Source organism: Guptibacillus sedimenti, from assembly GCF_028610665.1.
GTDB lineage: Bacteria > Bacillota > Bacilli > Bacillales > Guptibacillaceae > Guptibacillus > Guptibacillus sedimenti.
Genome location: NZ_JAQQWV010000009.1, coordinates 1 through 20,093, shown reverse-complemented (window position 1 = coordinate 20,093; position 20,093 = coordinate 1). Strand labels below are relative to the sequence as shown.

The 20,093-nt window shown below is 40.9% G+C and carries 24 protein-coding genes, 12 tRNA genes and 1 rRNA gene; 35 read left to right on the top strand and 2 right to left on the bottom strand.

The annotated features are described in order from the left end of the window. The first annotated feature begins 100 nt into the window (after positions 1 to 100). Genes PQ578_RS20465 through PQ578_RS20440 form a run of 6 tightly spaced genes read left to right on the top strand, consistent with a single transcriptional unit; the run spans position 101 to position 4,141 of the window. Positions 101 to 583: a PH domain-containing protein gene (locus PQ578_RS20465; RefSeq protein ID WP_273836434.1), complete on the top strand. Its 483-nt coding sequence runs from the start codon at positions 101 to 103 to the stop codon at positions 581 to 583. Beyond that, positions 576 to 2,018 (top strand): PH domain-containing protein, encoded by a 1,443-nt coding sequence (locus tag PQ578_RS20460; protein ID WP_273836433.1) that lies wholly within the window; start codon positions 576 to 578, stop codon positions 2,016 to 2,018. Before PQ578_RS20465 ends, PQ578_RS20460 begins: the two co-directional genes overlap by 8 nt. A gap of 22 nt (positions 2,019 to 2,040) precedes the next feature. After that, complete coding sequence (locus PQ578_RS20455; RefSeq protein WP_098446053.1) at positions 2,041 to 2,346, top strand: antibiotic biosynthesis monooxygenase family protein; 306 nt, start codon at positions 2,041 to 2,043, stop codon at positions 2,344 to 2,346. Then, the gene (locus PQ578_RS20450; protein WP_224885116.1) at positions 2,343 to 2,723 is read left to right on the top strand and encodes a hypothetical protein; all 381 of its coding nucleotides are present in this window, start codon (positions 2,343 to 2,345) and stop codon (positions 2,721 to 2,723) included. Before PQ578_RS20455 ends, PQ578_RS20450 begins: the two co-directional genes overlap by 4 nt. Positions 2,724 to 2,727: 4 nt before the next feature. Further along, positions 2,728 to 3,387: a cobalamin B12-binding domain-containing protein gene (locus tag PQ578_RS20445; protein ID WP_273836428.1), complete on the top strand. Its 660-nt coding sequence runs from the start codon at positions 2,728 to 2,730 to the stop codon at positions 3,385 to 3,387. Continuing rightward, positions 3,371 to 4,141, top strand: a complete 771-nt coding sequence (locus tag PQ578_RS20440) for an STAS domain-containing protein (RefSeq protein WP_273836426.1) — start codon at positions 3,371 to 3,373, stop codon at positions 4,139 to 4,141. The genes PQ578_RS20445 and PQ578_RS20440 overlap by 17 nt, the downstream gene beginning before the upstream one ends. Positions 4,142 to 4,185: 44 nt before the next feature. Here PQ578_RS20440 and PQ578_RS20435 read toward each other — a convergent pair whose 3' ends face one another. Beyond that, positions 4,186 to 4,947: a rhomboid family intramembrane serine protease gene (locus tag PQ578_RS20435; protein ID WP_098446057.1), complete on the bottom strand. Its 762-nt coding sequence runs from the start codon at positions 4,945 to 4,947 to the stop codon at positions 4,186 to 4,188. Between the two features lie 167 nt (positions 4,948 to 5,114). Between PQ578_RS20435 and acpS the strand changes: the two genes are divergently transcribed. The 15 genes from acpS (at position 5,115) to PQ578_RS20360 (ending at position 17,836) form a co-directional block, all read left to right on the top strand. Beyond that, on the top strand, positions 5,115 to 5,474 hold the full coding sequence (gene acpS / locus PQ578_RS20430) for a holo-ACP synthase (RefSeq protein ID WP_273836424.1): 360 nt from the start codon (positions 5,115 to 5,117) through the stop codon (positions 5,472 to 5,474). A 57-nt stretch (positions 5,475 to 5,531) separates the two neighbouring features. Further along, a complete protein-coding gene (locus PQ578_RS20425; protein ID WP_273836422.1) occupies positions 5,532 to 7,061 on the top strand; it encodes an NAD(P)H-hydrate dehydratase in 1,530 nt (509 codons plus the stop codon). A gap of 62 nt (positions 7,062 to 7,123) precedes the next feature. After that, positions 7,124 to 8,125: a LolA family protein gene (locus PQ578_RS20420; RefSeq protein ID WP_273836420.1), complete on the top strand. Its 1,002-nt coding sequence runs from the start codon at positions 7,124 to 7,126 to the stop codon at positions 8,123 to 8,125. Between the two features lie 296 nt (positions 8,126 to 8,421). Continuing rightward, complete coding sequence (gene alr, locus PQ578_RS20415) at positions 8,422 to 9,588, top strand: alanine racemase (RefSeq protein WP_273836419.1); 1,167 nt, start codon at positions 8,422 to 8,424, stop codon at positions 9,586 to 9,588. Between the two features lie 128 nt (positions 9,589 to 9,716). Beyond that, on the top strand, positions 9,717 to 10,001 hold the full coding sequence (locus PQ578_RS20410; protein WP_048312993.1) for a CopG family ribbon-helix-helix protein: 285 nt from the start codon (positions 9,717 to 9,719) through the stop codon (positions 9,999 to 10,001). A 4-nt stretch (positions 10,002 to 10,005) separates the two neighbouring features. After that, entirely contained in the window at positions 10,006 to 10,356 is a 351-nt protein-coding gene (ndoA, locus tag PQ578_RS20405) for a type II toxin-antitoxin system endoribonuclease NdoA (RefSeq protein ID WP_048312992.1), read from the top strand. 277 nt (positions 10,357 to 10,633) lie between these two features. Beyond that, positions 10,634 to 11,455, top strand: a complete 822-nt coding sequence (locus PQ578_RS20400) for an STAS domain-containing protein (protein WP_224885131.1) — start codon at positions 10,634 to 10,636, stop codon at positions 11,453 to 11,455. Positions 11,456 to 11,467: 12 nt separating this feature from the next. Next, a complete protein-coding gene (locus PQ578_RS20395; RefSeq protein ID WP_048312990.1) occupies positions 11,468 to 11,824 on the top strand; it encodes an STAS domain-containing protein in 357 nt (118 codons plus the stop codon). Positions 11,825 to 11,827: 3 nt separating this feature from the next. Then, positions 11,828 to 12,229, top strand: coding sequence for an anti-sigma regulatory factor (locus PQ578_RS20390; protein ID WP_165999265.1), 402 nt, complete (start codon positions 11,828 to 11,830; stop codon positions 12,227 to 12,229). 16 nt (positions 12,230 to 12,245) lie between these two features. Then, a complete protein-coding gene (locus PQ578_RS20385; RefSeq protein WP_160921736.1) occupies positions 12,246 to 13,256 on the top strand; it encodes a PP2C family protein-serine/threonine phosphatase in 1,011 nt (336 codons plus the stop codon). Positions 13,257 to 13,331: 75 nt separating this feature from the next. After that, entirely contained in the window at positions 13,332 to 13,661 is a 330-nt protein-coding gene (locus PQ578_RS20380) for an STAS domain-containing protein (RefSeq protein ID WP_098446066.1), read from the top strand. A gap of 23 nt (positions 13,662 to 13,684) precedes the next feature. Further along, entirely contained in the window at positions 13,685 to 14,140 is a 456-nt protein-coding gene (gene rsbW, locus PQ578_RS20375) for an anti-sigma B factor RsbW (RefSeq protein ID WP_255640094.1), read from the top strand. Further along, the gene (sigB, locus tag PQ578_RS20370) at positions 14,109 to 14,900 is read left to right on the top strand and encodes an RNA polymerase sigma factor SigB (RefSeq protein ID WP_098446067.1); all 792 of its coding nucleotides are present in this window, start codon (positions 14,109 to 14,111) and stop codon (positions 14,898 to 14,900) included. Before rsbW ends, sigB begins: the two co-directional genes overlap by 32 nt. Positions 14,901 to 14,902: 2 nt before the next feature. Beyond that, positions 14,903 to 15,505, top strand: coding sequence for a PP2C family serine/threonine-protein phosphatase (locus PQ578_RS20365; protein WP_098446069.1), 603 nt, complete (start codon positions 14,903 to 14,905; stop codon positions 15,503 to 15,505). A 162-nt stretch (positions 15,506 to 15,667) separates the two neighbouring features. After that, complete coding sequence (locus PQ578_RS20360) at positions 15,668 to 17,836, top strand: Tex family protein (protein WP_273836508.1); 2,169 nt, start codon at positions 15,668 to 15,670, stop codon at positions 17,834 to 17,836. Positions 17,837 to 17,851: 15 nt separating this feature from the next. Here PQ578_RS20360 and cmpA read toward each other — a convergent pair whose 3' ends face one another. Then, positions 17,852 to 17,965, bottom strand: a complete 114-nt coding sequence (gene cmpA / locus PQ578_RS20355) for a cortex morphogenetic protein CmpA (protein ID WP_098446072.1) — start codon at positions 17,963 to 17,965, stop codon at positions 17,852 to 17,854. A gap of 101 nt (positions 17,966 to 18,066) precedes the next feature. On the opposite strand from cmpA, the gene PQ578_RS20350 reads away from it, so the two are divergent. The 14 genes from PQ578_RS20350 to PQ578_RS20285 form a co-directional block, all read left to right on the top strand. Continuing rightward, a complete protein-coding gene (locus tag PQ578_RS20350) occupies positions 18,067 to 18,519 on the top strand; it encodes a SprT family protein (protein ID WP_273836410.1) in 453 nt (150 codons plus the stop codon). 175 nt (positions 18,520 to 18,694) lie between these two features. Continuing rightward, a tRNA-Asn gene (locus PQ578_RS20345) sits at positions 18,695 to 18,769 on the top strand. Positions 18,770 to 18,772: 3 nt separating this feature from the next. After that, positions 18,773 to 18,863: transfer RNA gene (locus tag PQ578_RS20340), tRNA-Ser, on the top strand. Between the two features lie 7 nt (positions 18,864 to 18,870). Then, a tRNA-Glu gene (locus tag PQ578_RS20335) sits at positions 18,871 to 18,945 on the top strand. A gap of 49 nt (positions 18,946 to 18,994) precedes the next feature. Beyond that, a tRNA-Asp gene (locus tag PQ578_RS20330) sits at positions 18,995 to 19,070 on the top strand. Positions 19,071 to 19,104: 34 nt separating this feature from the next. Beyond that, positions 19,105 to 19,179, top strand: a tRNA-Gln gene (locus PQ578_RS20325). A 4-nt stretch (positions 19,180 to 19,183) separates the two neighbouring features. After that, a tRNA-Lys gene (locus PQ578_RS20320) sits at positions 19,184 to 19,259 on the top strand. Between the two features lie 7 nt (positions 19,260 to 19,266). Further along, a tRNA-Leu gene (locus PQ578_RS20315) sits at positions 19,267 to 19,351 on the top strand. A gap of 39 nt (positions 19,352 to 19,390) precedes the next feature. Then, positions 19,391 to 19,476: transfer RNA gene (locus tag PQ578_RS20310), tRNA-Leu, on the top strand. A gap of 10 nt (positions 19,477 to 19,486) precedes the next feature. Continuing rightward, positions 19,487 to 19,563: transfer RNA gene (locus PQ578_RS20305), tRNA-Arg, on the top strand. A 19-nt stretch (positions 19,564 to 19,582) separates the two neighbouring features. Further along, positions 19,583 to 19,659: transfer RNA gene (locus PQ578_RS20300), tRNA-Pro, on the top strand. Positions 19,660 to 19,667: 8 nt separating this feature from the next. Then, positions 19,668 to 19,741: transfer RNA gene (locus PQ578_RS20295), tRNA-Gly, on the top strand. Between the two features lie 8 nt (positions 19,742 to 19,749). Further along, positions 19,750 to 19,826: transfer RNA gene (locus tag PQ578_RS20290), tRNA-Ile, on the top strand. Between the two features lie 167 nt (positions 19,827 to 19,993). Continuing rightward, positions 19,994 to 20,093: ribosomal RNA gene (locus PQ578_RS20285) — 16S ribosomal RNA — on the top strand; the annotation flags it as partial.

Below are 20,093 nucleotides of genomic sequence, written 5' to 3'. Positions count from 1 at the left end.
CTTATTATGAAACAGAGGAATAGAAGCCATAACCTAAGAATGATATAATTATTCTCATACTTAAGAGATGATAACTATTCAATAGAAAGTGAGGAAGCCGATGCGACTGGAACCTTCAAAGCAAATTGACCCAAAAGGGTTGAAAGTATGGCAAATTACAGGGGGAATGGTTTCACTTATTTCCATTTTACTCCTAAGTGGTTTGTTTGTCGTTCATGTCATCGTACGACCTCTCCCTTTATGGATTTTAGCGGTAGGTTGTGTGCTTGCTCTTCTATTTGTCATTCTCCAGACATGGTTGCTACCAAAACTTCGCTGGAAAAAATGGAGATATGAAGTCACTGAACACGAGATTGAACTGAAACATGGCGTCATTATTGTGAAACGAACTCTCATTCCAATGGTTCGAGTTCAACATGTTGATACGAGACAGGGACCGCTGTTAAGAGCTTATCGTCTGTCATCGGTAACGATTTCAACTGCAGCTACGACGCATGAAATACCAGCTCTTTCAAACGAAATTGCTGATGAGCTAAGAAATCGGATCTCGATTCTAGCAAGGGTGGCGGAAGATGATGTCTGAGAAAAAACGCCTGCATCCAGTAGCCATGTTGTTATCTTTTATAAAGTACGCTAAAGAAGCAGCCATCCCTCTGATTTTCTTTGTTTTTGTTGGAGGAGGAAATGGATACGCGTGGTGGCACTTTCTAATGATTGGAGCACTTCTTCTATTCACCGTAGGAAATGGAGTGCTCGGATGGTTTTTTTATACATATCACATTGAAAACAATGAGCTACGCATCCATCAGGGATTTATTTTTCGTAAAAAGCGATTCATTCCTAGGGAGAGAATTCAATCGATTGATTTTTCTCAAGGTTTAATACAGCGTGCATTTGGACTCGTTAAAGTGCAAATTGAGACTGCCGGGGGTGGCGGGGAACCGGAAGTGGTCATGTCAGCGTTAAGACGGACTGATGCGGAATTGTTAAAAGGCAATCTTTATCAGAAAAAAAATGGGGTCACTAATGAAGTGATGGAAGAAGTGGAAGAGAAACCGCCGCTGCTTTATAAACTTTCATGGAAAGAATTACTGATTACAGCTTCAACTTCAGGTGGTATAGGAGTTGTTCTTTCCTTCGTAGCGGCAATTGCCTCACAAGTAGATGATTTTATTCCTGATCAGTTCTATGAAAGTCTCACAGAGCGGGTGATGGATGCTACACTTCCATTTCTATTACTTGCAGTCGCCTTTCTCCTCTTGATATCATGGTTTTTCTCAGTCGTTGGCACAGTGCTAAAATACGGTGGTTTTGTTCTCAAGCGACATGAGGATGATTTAATTATTAATAGAGGGATTCTGGAAAAGCGTCAGTTAACCATTCCTGTTCATCGCATTCAGGCGATTCGAATTGTGGAAGGGCTCCTTCGCCAACCTTTTGGTTATTCGGTACTTTACGTAGAAAGTGGCGGCGGTGGAGGAAAAGAGGAACAGTTTTCAACCGTTTTATTTCCACTCGTCAAACGAAAAAGAGTGAAAACATTATTGGAGGAAATCCTACCTGAGATGGCCATCCATGAAGAGTGTTCTTCCTTGCCTCTAAGAGCAAAAAGACGTTATTTCATTCGAACCCTACTCCCTGCCGTATTACCAGTAGGATTAATAACTTACTTTGTTCCATACGGAGCTTTCTCACTTTTGTTATTGCCAATTTGCTTTTTCGTTGGGTATTTCCATTACCGCGATGCAGGTTGGGGCGTCAAAAAAGACGTCGCTCTTCTGCAATTTAGACAAATTTCAAAAACGAGAGTATACGTAGCAAGAAAAAACATTCAAGCCATGGAGATGGAGACAACATTTCTTCAAGAGCCCAAACAATTAACGACCTTCAAAGTATCAATTTTATCAAGCTTTGCCGGAAAACAATTTAGGGTGAAAGATATTGAACATACAAATGGAGAAGATCTTTTAAATTGGTATTCTTACTGTGCCAAAAAAAATAGAAAAGAAGAGGTATAACAATTCTGTAAGGAGGGTATATATGTACATTGTTAATTCGGTGATTAATGTACCAGAAGAAAAAGTAGATGAAGTGATTGGCATTTATCAGTCACGTTCGCGGCGAGTGGATGAGTTTGAGGGATTTGAATCTTTCCGACTTCTCCAAAATGAGAGCAAACCATCAGAACTCACCGTTCAAATGAAGTGGAAAACGAAAGAATCTTTTTTAACATGGATTAAAAGTCCTTCTTATAAAGAAATACATGACCTTGAAAAGAAATATCCTGATCAGGAACTTGCGGCGATAAAACCAAAAGTATCTCGCTTTAAGGTTGTAGCGGAATGATGAATCAAATCGACGCGATTATTGACCGGGTTGTTCAGGGTATCTACCATGATATGCCAGAACTATTAGACAAGTTCGGAGAGCAGGGGCGTGTGAAGTGTCGTGAAGATAATTATCATCACATCAAACACTTGAATTCGGCGCGCAACCTGGATTCGAATGATTTTTTTGTTGACTATGTCTTATGGTTGAACAACATTCTAACGGCCAGAGGGATGAAAACCGAGCACTTAATTGATAATTTTAAGCGTCTCGAAAATGAATTGCGTGCATCTGAGTCGTTCGAGGAGAAGGAAGATTATCTTAAAACGTTAAAAATAGGTCTTGCAGAGCTGGAAGAACTAACAGTTGATAGTTCTTCGTATACAAAGAGGTGAGCATGTGTCGATAGATATAAAAGGGTTAACAGATGATTTTCTTGAAGGTGATCAAGATCAAGCGTGGGAAAGAATAACAGAGCAGGCCGAATTGATGGCAAATAGCCATTTAACTTTTGAAGCTCTTACGAAAGCCATGCAGCGCATTGGTAAGCTATGGGAAGAAAATGAAATATCAGTTGCGGACGAGCACTTAGCTACAACTACTTGTGATTATGTTCTTTCACGGTATGCCCATTTTAGGAAAATTACGAACAAAAACGAAGGTGGCCCAAAAGCCCTTTTTCTTTGTATTGAGCAAGAACAGCATTATTTAGGCTTAAAAATGATATCGTTACTCTTTCAAGAATATGGTTGGCAAACAAAGCTGTTTGGAGCCAATTTACCTCTTGAATATGCCATAGAAAAAACGGAGAAATGGGGAGCATCAGTTGTTGGTATTTCGGTTGCAATCTTGTACCATGCAGAGCGATTAAATCGTTATGTCACGGAGCTTGAAGCGTTGGAAAATCCTCCTGAAGTCTTAGTTGGAGGGAGGCTTACCTCACAGTACAACTTGTCTAAATATTGCTCTGAACATACAACGTTGGTTCCTGATTTACATCGTGTTCGTGAATGGCTGGATGAGCGGAAAGGGAGTATGAATAATGTTCGATATAAATGATCATCCACTCCCTGCTTTTTTAGTTGATGAGGAACTGAACATTCTTTCGCAATCAAAGCTTGCAACGGAAGCTTTTTCTCCTCGTTCTTCTTTTTTAGAGCTAGTTGACATCGATAGTCGAACGAAAGCTGCAAAAATGCTGAATCCGCTTTTGAAAGAAACAGAGGTTGAATTAGTTATGGGTACTGCCCAGTCTCCTTATTCTCTCTTTCATGTTTATGCAAAGTGGTCCATGAATGGTGGAGGACAGATTGTTTGTGTAAGGCAAGATGAACGGTTGGAAAAACTATCAAAGGCGCTTCAAAAACAACAGGAAAGACTTGCGGATACAAACTTTGATTTGTTGGATAAAAAAGAAGAGCTTGAAGCAGCTTTAGTGAAAGTGAAAAAGCTTTCTAGCCCTTTCCTCCCCATTTCAACGTCACTCGGCATTATTCCATTGTTTGGCGAGCTTGAGGAAAACCTGTTTCGAGTTAATGAGCATCAGCTGTTACAAACGCTTCAGAATGGCGATTATGAACGTGTCATTCTAGATTTTAGTGGCATCGGTGAAGTACACGCCAGTGGTGTGCTTGCATTGATTTCGTTTTGTAGTATGCTCGAAGTGGTAGGGGTTTTTCCGATTTTATGTGGGATTAAACCAAGTCATGCCCGACATCTAGCGAATCATGACTTTGCGTTACACCAACATTTTGATATAACAGGAAATTTAAAAAACGCCGTTAGCTACTATTTAAATGAGTCTTTCATGTAAAAGACCAGTGATGAGATCACTGGTCTTTAATAATATCATTTTGATTATAAATATCTTGCTATAAAACCAAGTATAACAAGACCGATAAAAATCCCCCAGATAATTTTCCCACCACCAGAAGGTCCAGTTCGGATTTTTCTTCGTTGCCATCGATTTGGCTTAAAGCGAATTTCTCCACTATCAGCTGTTCGCCTTACGCGAACGATCCCTCGATTAATAAAAGGCTTCGCACCAATTAAAAGAATAGGTGCAAGTGCCGCTCCTCCAATGAAGCCAAAGAGGTGTCCAAGAATATTAATATTTGGACTAATGAACGTCATGACAAGTCCAATTCCGAGGATCATAAGTATGAGTTGGGAATTTGCCTGGTCTATTAATTCTTTACGATAGAAAGCCATGTAAAAATAGATGCCAAACAATCCAAAAATAGCACCTGAGGCACCGACATGACTAAAGTTACTATCCTGCAAATAGAATGTAGCGATGTTCGCAATAATCCCAGCCCCAAAATATCCAATCAAGAACTTTGCTTTTCCGAGCATTTGCTCGAGAGCAGGTCCAAAGAGGTAAAGTGAAAAGGAATTAAAGAGGACGTGGGCAAATCCACCATGAAGGAAGATTGGAGTGATGAGTCTCCAGTATTCTCCTAGTTCAATCGCTCTGTTGTAACCTACCCCCAACCTCAGTATTGAGAACATTCCAAATAGGTTTACTAGAACGAAGAGGAGGATATGTATACCAATAAGTATGGAGATGATAGGATAATAACGAATAAATGAGCGGAAATCTTCATTTCGCACGAACATATGTTGACCACCTTTCTTGGAAACCAAAGTGTAAATGTTAGAATTGACTGCTCGCTTTATATAAAATCGAAATGGTTATTGCTTATAAGTTTAGCATAGCCAAAGGAAAAATCACTATTGAAAACACTATGCTAACTTTTAATGATTTAGTACGAAGGGGTTGTATCATGATTAAAGGTATCGGGATTGATATGATTGAACTTGATCGAATAAAAAAAGTCATACAACGAAATGCTTCGTTTGCAGAGCGCATTCTAACAGAAAGTGAATTAAGTACTTATTACTTACTTAATGGTCATCGAAGTGTTGAATTTTTGGCTGGCCGTTTTGCTGTAAAAGAAGCATACGCAAAAGCAAGAGGAACTGGTATCGGGAAATTGAGCTGGCAAGATATTTGTGTACAGAAATCAACTGAAGGTGCTCCTTATATCGAAACAAAAGAGGAAAATGAGATCGTACATATTTCTATTTCACATACAAAGCAACATGCTGTTGCACAGATCATTATTGAGTGCTCGTCAAGCTAGTCTGCATATGATGGAGACTTGCCTCATATAATTTACCACGGTCAGGAGGGACCTGTTGTGAGAATCGTATCCGGAGAAGAAATGTATGAAGCGGACCGGTTTGCCATGGAGGAGATTGGAATAGCTGGTGCTATGTTAATGGAGAACGCAGGAAAATCTCTATTTGAAGCGATGAAAAGCAAACTTCATAAGAATGAGCGTATGGCGCTGTTAATCGGCACAGGGAATAATGGAGGCGACGGTTTTGTGATTGGAAGGTATTTGAAAGAGCATGGGTATGATGTTGATCTTTGGTTAATTCCCTCATACTCAAAAGTAAAGGGAGATGCTAAAACCCATCTAGCTATCTTTCAAAATCTGACCTACACGTGGAAACCGTATGAAGATGGCAATGCATTTGTAGAATCACTTCCCGAGTATGGTGTTATCATTGATTGCTTACTAGGACTCGGTTTATCTGGTGCTGTTCGTCAACCATATGATGATGTCATTAGGCTAGTGAATCAAACTTGTGCGACGGTTTTGTCAGTCGATCTTCCAAGTGGTTTACAGGCAAATGGTGGTTACGAAGAGGAGTGCGAGCCTATTCGTGCTGATTATACGTATACTATTCAATGCCCGAAGCTTGGAGCTTATCTTTACCCTGATGCTGAATTTTATGGAGAATTGGAGATTGTTGATATCGGTCTTCCACAAGCCGCTTTTTCATCAAGTGATAGAGCACTCTGGCAAAAATCAGACGTACATCGCACGCTTTCTGATCGATCGGCATCCTCTCATAAAGGAAGCCATGGAAAAGGTCTGGTAATTGGCGGATCAAGAGGAATGGTTGGCGCACCAATTATGACAGCGAAAGCAGCTTATCGCAGCGGAGCCGGTTTAATACAAGTTTCTGTTCCTGAGGAAATCCTGTCGATGACAGCTGGTGCCGTAGTTGAAACGATTTTCCAGGGGTATCCATCTCGTAATGGATTTTTCTCTGGTGAGGTGCCTGACGATCTCGCTACATTTGACGGAATCGCGGTTGGTCCAGGTCTTGGAAGACAACCAGGGTGCAAACAAATCGTTGAAACGATGTTAGCGACAGATTCGCTCCTCATTTTGGACGCAGATGCCTTGTACCACTTAGCTGAGTTGAAAGAGCGCCTTAAGGCAAGAGAAGCACCAACTGTTTTGACACCTCATCCTGGTGAGATGGCGAGGTTAACTGGGCTGTCGATCAAGGAAGTGCAAAGGAAGCGATTCAACATCTCGCGAGCATTTGCTAAAGAGTTCGGTGTTTATCTTGTTTTAAAAGGCCCTTATACGATTGTAACTGCTCCTGATGGAAGTCAATATGTGAATACAACAGGTAATCCTGCTCTCGCTAAGGGTGGATCTGGGGACGTTTTAACGGGCATGATTCTTGCTTTTGTCATGCACAGCGCGTCTCTTCAAGAGGGGATAAGCAATGCCGTTTATTTACACGGTCAATCAGCAGATACTCTCGTGCAAACCGCTCATTCTACTCTTGATGTACTGGCAACTGACGTCATTGCTACAATACCAACCGTTCTGCATTCATTTCTCGAGCAACACCACGGATAGGTTTTTCACCATACAGGAACCTCCTTTGTCGTTTTAAATGAGGCAAAGGAGTTGGGGATAGAGTGAAAAAGTTCGGTGCAGTTTTATTAATTGGGATATTGATTGCGGTGCTTGCAGGTTGCGGACAAAAAAGTCAGGAAGACGTGGTTAATGCTCTTGATAAGAAATTGAACGAAATGGAAGGGTATAAAGTTAACGCAAAAATGACGCTTGAAACTGGAGAAGAACCACAGCGTTACGATGTAGAGATCTGGTACCAAAAGCCATCTTATTATCGAGTTGAATTGAAAAACGAATCAAAAGAGCAAAGTCAAATTATTTTGCGAAATGATGAAGGTGTTTTTGTTCTCACTCCCGCATTGAATAAAAGTTTTCGATTCCAAAGTGATTGGCCTGAAAATGGTAGCCAGGCCTATCTGTATAATACGCTCGTGCAGGATATTTTAAATGATTCGGGAGCTCAATTCGAAGCGAAGGAAAATGATTATGTTTTTACAACGAAAACGAATTACCAAAACAAGAACTTATCGACCCAATCGATTCAATTAAATAAAAAGGACCTTGCACCAGAAAAAGTAACCATTATGAATCAAGATCAAAAGCCCCTTGTTGATATTGAATTTTCGGATATGAAATTCAATGCTTCTTTTGATAAAGGTGCTTTTGATATGGAGCGAAACATGACTGCTGCTCAACTGGAAGTGCCGGTGCTTGCAACTACGAATGAGCCTTTTGAAGTTGTGTATCCGATGTATGAGCCGCAAGGAACTGGTTTAACTGATGAGAAAGAAGTGGCAGCGAACAAAGTCATGCTAAGTTTTACTGGAGAAAAATCTTTCACGTTAATTGAAGAGAAAAGCGAGGCTGCTGTTGAAACGAGTGCTCCTGTTAATGTAAGTGACGGGCAACCCATAGATTTAGGTTTTACGATGGGAGTTATGACTGATACGACTGTCTCCTGGCATCACAATGGAGTTGATTTTTTCCTTGCGTCAAATGATTTATCTCAAGAAGAAATGGCTGCCGTAGCGAGGTCTGTGTACGGCATGACGGAAATTAAATAATACTTCAATGAGGTTCAGCTATGTCACATGGCTGGACCTTTTTTGGAAATATGAAGTACCCAACCCACCACATTAGAGATTCGCCTTAAGCTTGTCGGGGATAAACAAGACGCTTGCGCTTTTCATTGTCTAGCTTCAGCGTCTATCCCCTCGAGGTCTTAAGTCAGATCTCATTGTGGTAAACCCACCACATTGAGATCCACCTTAAGCTTGTCGGGGATAAACAAGACGCTTGCGCTTTTCTTAAAATCTCCTAAAATAGAGGGCAGAGTGTATTGTTGTGGGAGGAAGTTGGAATGGACAATCAAGTGTTTTATCGTGGGACATGGGCTGAGGTAGACCTCGATGCTATCGAAGAGAATGTAAAGTCTTATAAACGATACGTATCGGATAAAGTTGGGATTATGGCTGTTGTGAAAGCCAACGGATATGGACATGGAGCGGTTGCAGTTGCCGAGAAGGCTTTAAACGCTGGGGCTGAATATTTAGCGGTAGCGATTTTAGACGAAGCGATTGCTCTACGAGAAGCAGGCATTAGAGCTCCTATTCTTGTATTGGGATGGGTGCCGCCTATTTATGCTAAAGTAGCGGCTGTGAATGAGATCACCCTTACTGTTTTTCAAGAAAAGTGGTTAGAGGAAGCTTTTGCAGTCTTGGACGGAATGCTGCTGAAGGTTCATCTAAAAATAGACACTGGTATGGGGCGACTTGGCATTAAGGGAAAAGAGGAAGCCAAGCAAATCATTGAGTGTTTGAATACATTTGCTTCATTTCATATAGAAGGTTTTTATACTCATTTTGCAACAGCAGATGAGCCTAGTAATTCTTTTATTGAAACGCAGATAAAGAAATTTGAAGACATCACTTCCTTTCTTAAGGAGAATGGTTTGCAACCAAAGTGGATCCATCTTGGAAATAGCGCTGGATCATTACGTGTTCCCGAACGGGTTGGCAATCTTATTCGTCTAGGCATTTCGATGTATGGGCTAAGTCCCTCACAAGAAATGAAGCCAATACTACCTTTTGCATTAAAGCCTGCGTTTTGTCTCTATAGTCAGCTTGTGCACGTAAAAAAAATGAAGGCTGGAGAACCGATTAGCTATGGTTCTACGTATCACACGGCTGAAGATGAATGGATTGGAACGATTCCGATTGGATATGCTGATGGATGGATACGTAAGCTAGGTAAAGCGTATGTGCTCGTAAACGGTGAGCGTGCTCCGATCGTTGGGCGTATTTGTATGGATCAATTCATGGTTCGCTTGCCTTCGCAAGTAGAGGTTGGTACGAAGGTGACACTGATAGGAACAGAGGGCGCAGAAGAAATTACAATAGATGACATTGCTGAGCGACTTGAGACGATAAACTATGAAATTCCTTGTATGATTGGACCGCGTGTTCCGAGACTTTTTCTCGAAAATGGAGAAAAAAAAGGCGTAATGAATACAATTTTAAAAAAATAGTAAAATAAAAGAAGGATTTTGCAAGAATATGATGAAATAGTCTTGTGGAAAGTTGTTTTGCAATGCGTCGCGCGCAATGGTAAGATTAATGGTGGAATACAATATGAGTAGCAGTGCTTCGGAGGTGTATGTTTGTGTCAGAGGCAAACAAAAAATCGATTGTTGTAACTCTCCCACAACATATTTTAAATGAGGTGGATGGTATTATTCAACAGGAACAGCTTGATCGTAACGAGTTCATATCACAGGCCACGACAATGTATATTCGCGAACGAAAGAAGCGACAAATTCGTGACGCCATGCGCCAGGGATACATGGAGATGGCTAAGATTAATTTGAACCTTGCAGCAGAAGCCTTTCTTGTTGAGGAGGAAGCAGAGCACACCGTGGACCGCTTAGTAAGCGGGGTGTAGTGGCTTGATTGTCAAACGAGGTGATGTGTATTTTGCTGACCTTTCTCCTGTTGTAGGTTCTGAACAAGGTGGCGTAAGACCCGTCTTGATTATTCAGAACGACATTGGGAATCGTTTTAGTCCTACTGTCATTGTTGCTGCAATCACTGCGCAAATTCAGAAAGCAAAGCTTCCCACACATGTCGAAATCGATGCGAAGCGCTATGGATTTGAACGTGATTCGGTTATACTGCTAGAACAAATCCGTACTATTGATAAACAGCGTCTAACTGATAAAATCACTCACCTTGATGAGGGTATGATGCAAAGGGTACAAGAAGCTTTGCAAATCAGCCTTGGACTTATTGATTTTTGAAAACGTATAATATCCAAACGAAGCTGCTCCTATGAGCAGTTTTTTTTATATAAACCCATTCAAACACAAACTAATTATGGTGAAAATGGAACAGATTGGTTCCTTCGAATTCCGAACATTTAGTAGTGAGGACAGCAGGGAATTTTCTAGTTATGTCGAAAAGTGTGTTAAGATGAAAATGATGTAATGTGCTAAGACTAGGAAAGCATAATTATTGCGAGAGGTTCCATGCAATGAGAAGATAAATGAATGTAGAAAGATCGTAGGGAGGAGCAAGATGGACAAGTTAGTCATACAATTATTGAATGAAAGTCGTGAACGAATCTACACCAGGTGGATGGATGAGATGGAGAGGGTTCGTGATGAGCATCGGCTACAATCAATAACGGATACAGCCTATGAAGAAACGAACAAAGAGCTCTTTGAAATCATTTACACGCATATCGAGCAAAATGTTCATAGGCCAACAGATCGAATGACAGAGTTTGCTGAACATCTAATGAAGATTGGTTGGAGACTTAGCTATATAACGCAAGGTTTGCAAAACTTCCGTCGAATTATTTTAGCAGTTCTACTAGATGCGAATCAATCGAATGAAAAAGTATACAGTATGTATGATGAAATTGATCGTTGGATTGACCCTATTGTAAACCAGCTGATTAATGAAAGTGCAAAGAACTGGGAAAACACAGTTTCTATTCAGAAGGTCGCTCTTCAAGAATTGTCGGCACCGCTTATTCCGGTGTTTGAGAATATTAGTGTCATGCCACTGATCGGAACCATTGATACTGAGCGAGCCAAGCTGATCATGGAGAATTTGTTAACCGGCGTAATTAAACATCGATCACAAGTTGTCCTTATTGATATTACTGGAGTGCCTGTAGTCGATACAATGGTAGCTCATCATATTATACAGGCAGCAGAAGCAGTTCGTCTCGTTGGGGCGCAGTGTATTCTAGTTGGAATTAGACCGGAAATTGCTCAAACAATCGTTAACCTGGGGATCGATCTTGGTCAATTCCCGACGAAAAGCACGTTATTTAAAGGCATGAAAACTGCATTAGAAATGACAAAACGCAAAATGATTGAGATTGAGTAAGGGGGGAAGACAATGCGAATTCCTATATTAAAATTGAATCAATATTTACTAATTACAATTCAAGTTGATCTCGATGACAAAACAGCACTTCAATTTCAGGAGGATTTGCTCGAGAAGATTCATGAAACAGGAGCAAAAGGCGTTGTAATTGATTTAACATCTGTCGATATGATTGACTCCTTCATTGCTAAAGTTTTAGGCGATGTGGTGCGCATGTCAAATTTAATGGGGGCAAAAGTAGTGCTGACAGGAATCCAACCTGCTGTTGCTATTACGCTAATTGATTTAGGTATTATGATGAAAAACGTCCCAACTGCATTAGATTTAGAACAGGGGTTAGAGAAATTACAACAGGAATTGGGGGGATAAGTTATGAATATCCAATCCTGTGTGGAAGTACGAAATGAGTGGGATATCGTGAAAGCGAGGCAGTCTGGTAGGAATATTGCTAAAGAACTTGGCTTCGGTACAGTCGATCAAGCTCGCATTACAACGGCTATTTCTGAACTCGCGCGTAACATATACCTCTATGCTGGAAATGGCGAAGTAGCCATTGAACGTGTAGAAAACGGTGGGAAATTTGGTCTTAAAATTGAAGCATCCGACTCGGGCCCAGGAATTAAAGACATTAGAAAAGTAATGGAAGATGGTTTTACAACCTCTGGTGGTCTTGGAGCTGGTTTACCTGGTGTTAAACGATTGATGGATGAGTTTACAATTGATTCGAAAGAGAACGAAGGTACAGTTATCACTTCTATTAAATGGCTCCGTTAAGGAGGGATCGAGCATAATGGACGACCGAGATCTTCAATATCAAAAGTATAAAGCAATATTAGAAAATTATTTAGAAGAGCAATCTGAGCAAACCTTATATAAGGGACAGCAGTTTAGTCGGAAGATGATTGAACAAAAGATCTCCCCTGAAGAAGCAGTTAGTCTCCATGTAAGTGTTCTAGAGGAACTATTTCCTGATATTCCTGAGCCGCTTAAAAACTCGTATGATTTTTTGCTTGAAATGATGATTGGGTACGGATTCGCCTATCGAGAGCATCAAAGTCTTCGGAGTCGACAGCAGCAGTTGGAATCTGAAATTGAAATTGCTGCAAATATGCAACAAACGTTACTAGCGGGCGATAAACCGGAAGTACCCAATCTTGATATTGGTGCCATTAGTAAACCCGCCCAGAAAATGAGCGGGGATTACTATCACTTTGTTCAAGACGAGAATGATTGTGTAAGTGTAGCGATTGCAGATGTCATTGGGAAAGGTATTCCTGCCGCACTTTGTATGAGTATGATTAAGTACACAATGGATAGCGCTCCAGAGCAGCGAATGCAGCCCGGAGCTGTTCTTGAGAACCTTAATCGGGTAGTGGAACAAAATGTTGATCCTAATATGTTTATTACGATGTTTTATGGATTATATGATCCAAGGGTGCATTCATTTTATTACGCTGGAGCCGGTCATGAGCCGGGCTTTTTTTACGATGCGGAAAAGGATGAATTTGAAGAGCTCTTTACAAAGGGACTTGTGCTTGGTGTTTCAAAGAAAACGTCCTATCAAGAATATCAGCGCGTACTTAATGGAAATGATATGGTTATCATGCTTTCTGACGGTGTTACAGAATGCCGTTCGACAAATGGTTTTATTGAACGCGATGAAATCGTAGCGTTGATTCGTAAATATATTCACCTCTCAGCACAAGAAATTGTGGAAGAGGTTTACCGAGAACTTGAGCGTCTGCAGGAGTTTGAACTCAGAGATGATTTCACTCTGGTTATTTTAAGACGCGAGGTTTAACTTCTTTCTAAAAGTGGAATAAGGAAATAATGACTTTAACTAATAATTAGAAGCAACCTAACAGGGGGTAATGTTATGAATTTACAGATCAAACAAGAAGATCATGAGAATACACATCATTTACATATAGGTGGAGAGATTGACGCTTACACGGCGCCACAGTTAAGAGAGGCTTTACTTCCGCTAACTGGAAAAGAAGGTCATGAAACGCTCGTTCATCTTGGTGATGTTAATTATATGGATAGCACAGGTTTAGGTGTATTTGTTGGTGCGCTGAAATCTTCCAAAGAGCACGGTAGCTCGTTGAAACTAACTGGAATGACTTCACGCGTACAGCGTCTATTTGAAATCACTGGACTTGATGAAGTGATTGACATTGAAGACGTAAAGGGGGGATCAAAGTGATAAACATTTCAGATTTTGTTGAAATGAAAATCCCTGCTCAAGCAGAATTTGTTGGCGTAACAAGATTAACGGTTTCTGGAATTGCGAATCGCATGGGCTACTCCTATGATGAAATCGAGGACATTAAAATAGCACTATCAGAAGCATGTACAAATGCTGTTAACCACGCATATAAAGAAAATGAAAAAGGACAAATTACCATTGGGTTTGGTATTTATGAAGACCGTTTAGAAATGATGGTCCTTGATCGTGGACAAAGCTTCGACTATACAAAGGTTTCTGAAAAACTAGGACCAGTTGATAGCGACAAGTCAGTTGAACAACTCAGTGAGGGAGGATTGGGACTCTTTCTGATTGAATCACTAATGGACAAAGTGGAAATCAGTGGAGAGGACGGAGTAGTAGTAATGATGACAAAGTTCCTCCACAGAGATGGGGTGGAAGTAGATGCCGACACAATCTCATCATCCCCGCAATAACAATAACAACGAAGTATATGAGTGGATTGAACAGTACCAAAAGGATCCAACAGACGAAGTTGTGCAATTAAAGCTAGTGGAGCGATATCAAGATCTCGTTCAGTCACTTGCCCGTAAATTTTCTAAAGGGAAAAGCATTCACGACGATCTTTCTCAAGTAGGGATGATTGGGTTGCTTGCTGCGCTTCGTCGGTATGATCCTGAATTTGGTAGAAGTTTTGAATCTTTCGCAGTACCCACAATCGTAGGGGAAATCAAACGATTTATTCGAGACAAAACGTGGAGCGTACACGTTCCAAGAAGGATTAAAGAACTAGGTCCACGTATTAAGAAGGCAGTCGAAGAACTTACTAATGAACTTCAACGGTCTCCAAAAGTTGATGAGCTCGCTGAGTATTTAAATGTATCTGAAGAAGAAGTACTTGAGACGATGGAAATGGGCAAAAGTTATCAAGCACTTTCTGTCGATAGTTCAATTGAAGCTGATCAAGAGGGGAGTACGGTCACATTACTCGATCTTGTTGGCGATCAAGAACAAGGATTTGATCTTGTTGACCAGCAGATGCTTCTTAAAAAGGCTTTTGCAGTACTCACAGAACGAGAGCAAGAAATTTTGAACTGTACGTACTTTGAGAATATGAGTCAGAAAGAAACAGGTGAGAAGTTGGGTATCTCACAAATGCATGTTTCCCGTCTGCAAAGAAGAGCCCTAGAAAAATTAAGACAGGCAATTCGAATTGAACCTACGGAGGCTTTCTAGTCATGATCCATCATCATGATTTTGAGAAGCTTACTGTTGCTGCATACCAAAAGCCAAAGGCCGGTAATCAGATGTGCGGGGACAGCTATTTTGTGGCTGAAACATCCGATTATTTCATTTGTGCTGTAGCAGATGGTCTTGGCAGTGGTGACATGGCCAAGGACTCTTCTTTAGCTGCTATAAATGCAGTGAAGGACTATCAAGAAGAAGATGTAGAATCGTTAATGGTACGAGCGAATGAAGAGATGCGAGGAAAACGAGGGTGTGTTCTTTCTGTTTTTAAGCTTGATCTAAAGACGAGGCAACTTGAATATAGCGGAATAGGGAATATTAATTTGATTATCTATCAACCAGACGGGAAAATTATTCGCCCGATTTCTTATTCAGGCTACTTGTCAGGTAAGCTTCAAAAAGTGAAAGTGCAAACTATTGATTACCCTTCAGGTTCTTCGTTCGTCACGTATTCTGATGGCGTTCAAATAAGTTCGAAAAACTATTCGATGATTGCTCGTTTTGACTCAGTGCATGAATCGTTTCAACATTTAACTGATACGCTTCCATCTACAAATGATGATATCACTCTCCTTGTAGGGAAAACCGTATAAAAAAGTTCTTCCGTTTCGATAAAGGAAGAACTTTTTTTATTTTCATTAAAAAGACATGTACAGGAATAATTGTTGTTTTCTAGAGGGGAGCTTTTAACAAATCAACTTATCCGGTAAACTGATACTAGTGTAGAAGGCTCTTAAGGAGGAATTGTTTTGGAAATGACAGTAGATCAAAAGCAATCAGAACATTTTCGTAAAGTTGCTCAAAATTTGAAGCTTGCCGAACGAAGTGTAAGAGAAGTAATTACGTTATTGAATGATGGGAATACTGTTCCTTTTATCGCGCGATATCGTAAAGAGTTAACGGGCGGGCTTGATGAAGTTCAACTAAGAGATATACAGGAAGCGTGGACATACCTTCAAAATTTGGATCAGCGAAAAGAAGAAGTGATCCGTCTTATTCAAGAGCAGGATAAATTAACAGATGAACTAAAGAAGCAATTAAAAGCTGCTACAAAGCTTCAAGAAATAGAAGATATCTATCGTCCATATAAACAAAAAAAGCGGACAAAGGCTACGGTTGCTAAAGAAAAAGGGTTAGAACCTCTTGCCCAATGGATACTGGTAGATGGAAATAGTGATCCGTCACAAGTTGCTAATAAGTATATATCAGAAGAAAACGAAGTCTTATCGGCGGAAGATGCAATTCAAGGTGCGCAGGATATCATTGCAGAATGGATTTCTGATGATGCTGACGCTCGAAAATGGATAAGAGCGAAAACATTCCAACATGGATTACTCCAAACGGTTGTTAAATCAGAGGAAGATGACCCTAAACAAATTTTTGAGATGTATTATTCCTATCAAGAAGGCATTTCAAAAATTGTTCCCCATCGTATCCTTGCCATTAACAGAGGTGAAAAGGAGAAAGTTCTAAGAACATCAATCACACCTCCAACTGATTCAATTCACGAGTATTTAAAAAGAAAAACAATTAAAAATCAGCAAAAAAATTGCGTGACTCTGCTTGAGCAAGCGATTACTGATGGCTATAAACGTCTTATTCAACCTTCAGTAGAAAGAGAGATACGGAAAGAATTAACAGAAAGAGCTGAAGATCAGGCTATTCACATCTTTTCAGAGAATTTAAAGCATCTTTTATTGCAGCCTCCACTAAAGGGTAAGCGTGTACTTGGTGTAGATCCCGCCTATCGGACAGGATGCAAATTAGCTGTTGTGGATGATACAGGTAAGATGCTAGAAGTATCAGTTATTTACCCAACGCCACCTAAATCTGAAGTAGAAAAGTCAAAAGCAGCTGTCATTCAAATGATCAAGAAGTATGATATTGAAATGATTGCAATCGGGAACGGAACGGGATCACGTGAAACAGAACAGTTTATTGCAGATGTGATTAAAGAAGTTGAAAAAAAGGTCGTTTATCTGATTGTCAATGAGGCGGGAGCAAGTGTTTATTCAGCGTCTGATCTAGCACGAGAAGAATTTCCTAATCTTCAAGTAGAGGAGCGCTCTGCAGTTTCCATCGCACGAAGGGTTCAGGATCCATTGGCTGAACTTGTGAAAATTGATCCGAAATCTGTTGGTGTCGGTCAATATCAACACGATGTCTCTCAGAAAAAGTTAAATGATCAATTAACGTTTGTGGTAGAAACCGCCGTAAATCAGGTAGGTGTTAATGTAAATACAGCTTCGGTATCTCTATTGCAATATGTAGCTGGTCTGTCTAGAGCTGTTGCGATGAACATTGTGAAGAAACGTGATGAAGAAGGAAAGTTCACGAGCCGGGTCCAATTAAAAAAAGTTCCGAGACTAGGTGCCAAAACATATGAACAGTGTATTGGGTTCCTCAGAATTATGGGAGGGAAACAGCCTCTGGACCAAACTGAAATTCATCCGGAGAGCTATGACGCTACAAAAGCACTTTTGGAACGCATCGAGTGTAAACCAGGGGATATTGGTACAGAAAAATTAGTGCAATCATTGTCTCAGGTATCATTAAAGGAAACAGCCGTTGCTTTAAATATAGGAGAGGTAACTCTTAAAGATATTGTAACTTCACTTCAAAAGCCTGGTCGAGATCCGCGGGATGAACTTTCTCAACCAATTCTAAAGACAGACGTTTTAAAAATGGAAGATTTAGAACAGGGAATGGAGTTAGAAGGTACAGTAAGAAATGTTGTTGATTTTGGAGCGTTCATTGATATTGGTGTGAAACAAGATGGGCTTGTTCACATTTCGAAGTTAACGAATCGCTATGTGAAGAATCCAATGGAAGTCGTCCACGTGGGACAAGTAGTGACTGTCTGGGTTGATCAAGTTGACCTTAAGCGTGAGCGAATTGCTTTGACGATGCTTCAACCGTCCTAAGCATAAGCACTGCCCTTAGGGGCGGTGTTTTCTTTTATAGAAAAACCAGCACTGGTTTAATAACTTAATTTGGCGTCGATCTTTCTCAAGATAAGCTTGTTTCAATTGGTTTTTAAACCAAACAGGCAACGTAATCCCCTCCTTAAGTGATGACACATCTTAAATGTTAATGTACATTAGTTTATGAGAAACGGCTTGTATGTGTTCGAAAGAGAAAGGATGAAAAGCGTATGAACGAAAAGGAATTACAACAGCTAGTTGAAACGATCTCTGAGGAGTTTTTTGGACTCGCTTTTCGTCATAAGGCGATGTTCAATGCTCGATTAAAAACAACGGGCGGACGTTATATGCTCAGGTCTCATAATCTCGAATTTAATCAAAAGCATTATGATGAGTTTGGTCAAGACGAACTCATTAGTATTATTAAACACGAGCTATGCCACTATCACCTTCACCTTCAGAAAAAAGGTTACAAACATCAGGATAAAGATTTTAAACGACTTCTTAAGGATGTAGGTGGATCGCGATACTGTCAGGTAGTACCTGGGCAACGTAGAGTTGAGTCGTTCAAGCATTTTTATGAATGTGAAGAATGTAAGACTAAGTATAGTAGAAAAAGAAAGATGGACATATCACGGTACGTATGTGGAAAATGCAGAGGTAAATTAATTCAAATTAATTAAAAGTAGTTATTGACGACCTAGATTGTATGTGGTAAATTAATAAAGTCTCTTCGGAGAGCACGTCTTAATCAAACATATGACAGTTAATTAATTTTAAAAAACTGTTGACTTTGTTTGCGGGATGAGTTATTATATTAAATGTCGCCGATAACGGAGACAACAACTTAAATGTTATTCCACAGTAGCTCAGTGGTAGAGCTATCGGCTGTTAACCGATCGGTCGTAGGTTCGAATCCTACCTGTGGAGCCAAACGGAGAAGTACCCAAGTGGCTGAAGGGGCGCCCCTGCTAAGGGTGTAGGTCGCGCGAGCGGCGCGAGGGTTCAAATCCCTCCTTCTCCGCCATTTTTATGGCCCGTTGGTCAAGTGGTTAAGACACCGCCCTTTCACGGCGGTATCACGGGTTCGAATCCCGTACGGGTCACCAACTTATTCTTAAAAATGTTTTAACAACATGATATGTAATCAGTCATAAAGGTCTCGTGGTGTAGCGGTTAACATGCCTGCCTGTCACGCAGGAGATCGCGGGTTCGATTCCCGTCGAGACCGCCATTATTTCTAAAACTAATCTGATTATATAACTTGTTGGGCTATAGCCAAGCGGTAAGGCAACGGATTTTGATTCCGTCATGCGCTGGTTCGAATCCAGCTAGCCCAGCCATGTTGAGCCATTAGCTCAGTTGGTAGAGCATCTGACTTTTAATCAGAGGGTCGAAGGTTCGAGTCCTTCATGGCTCACCACTTATTTGCGGGTGTGGCGGAATTGGCAGACGCGCTAGACTTAGGATCTAGTGTCTTACGACGTGGGGGTTCAAGTCCCTTCACCCGCACCAATTTCTTTTATAAACGAACGTTTCATCAAGTTACGATGTGCGGTTGTGGCGGAATGGCAGACGCGCTAGCTTGAGGGGCTAGTGGGGGAAACCCCGTGGAGGTTCGAGTCCTCTCAACCGCACCAAATATAATATGCGCCCGTAGCTCAATTGGATAGAGCGTCTGACTACGGATCAGAAGGTTAGGGATTCGACTTCTCTCGGGCGCACCATATTACTTTTAAAAAATGTCGGGAAGTAGCTCAGCTTGGTAGAGCACTTGGTTTGGGACCAAGGGGTCGCAGGTTCAAATCCTGTCTTCCCGACCATTAATATCGCGGGTGTAGTTTAGTGGTAAAACCTCAGCCTTCCAAGCTGATGTCGTGGGTTCGATCCCCATCACCCGCTCCATTAAAGATGGGCCTGTAGCTCAGCTGGTTAGAGCGCACGCCTGATAAGCGTGAGGTCGGTGGTTCGAGTCCACTCAGGCCCACCATCTTTTCTTAAAAAAACTTGTTGACACCGACAAACACATCATGGTATGATGGTTTGGTCGCTGAAAACGACAATGAAAGAAAAATTGCTCTTTGAAAACTGAACGAAACGCCATGTAAGTAGTTGTTTCTACGGAAACAAATTGTTTTAAAAGCTAGATTAAGCTTTCTATCGGAGAGTTTGATCCTGGCTCAGGACGAACGCTGGCGGCGTGCCTAATACATGCAAGTCGAGCGAAGAGATGGGAGCTTGCTCCCTGATCTTAGCG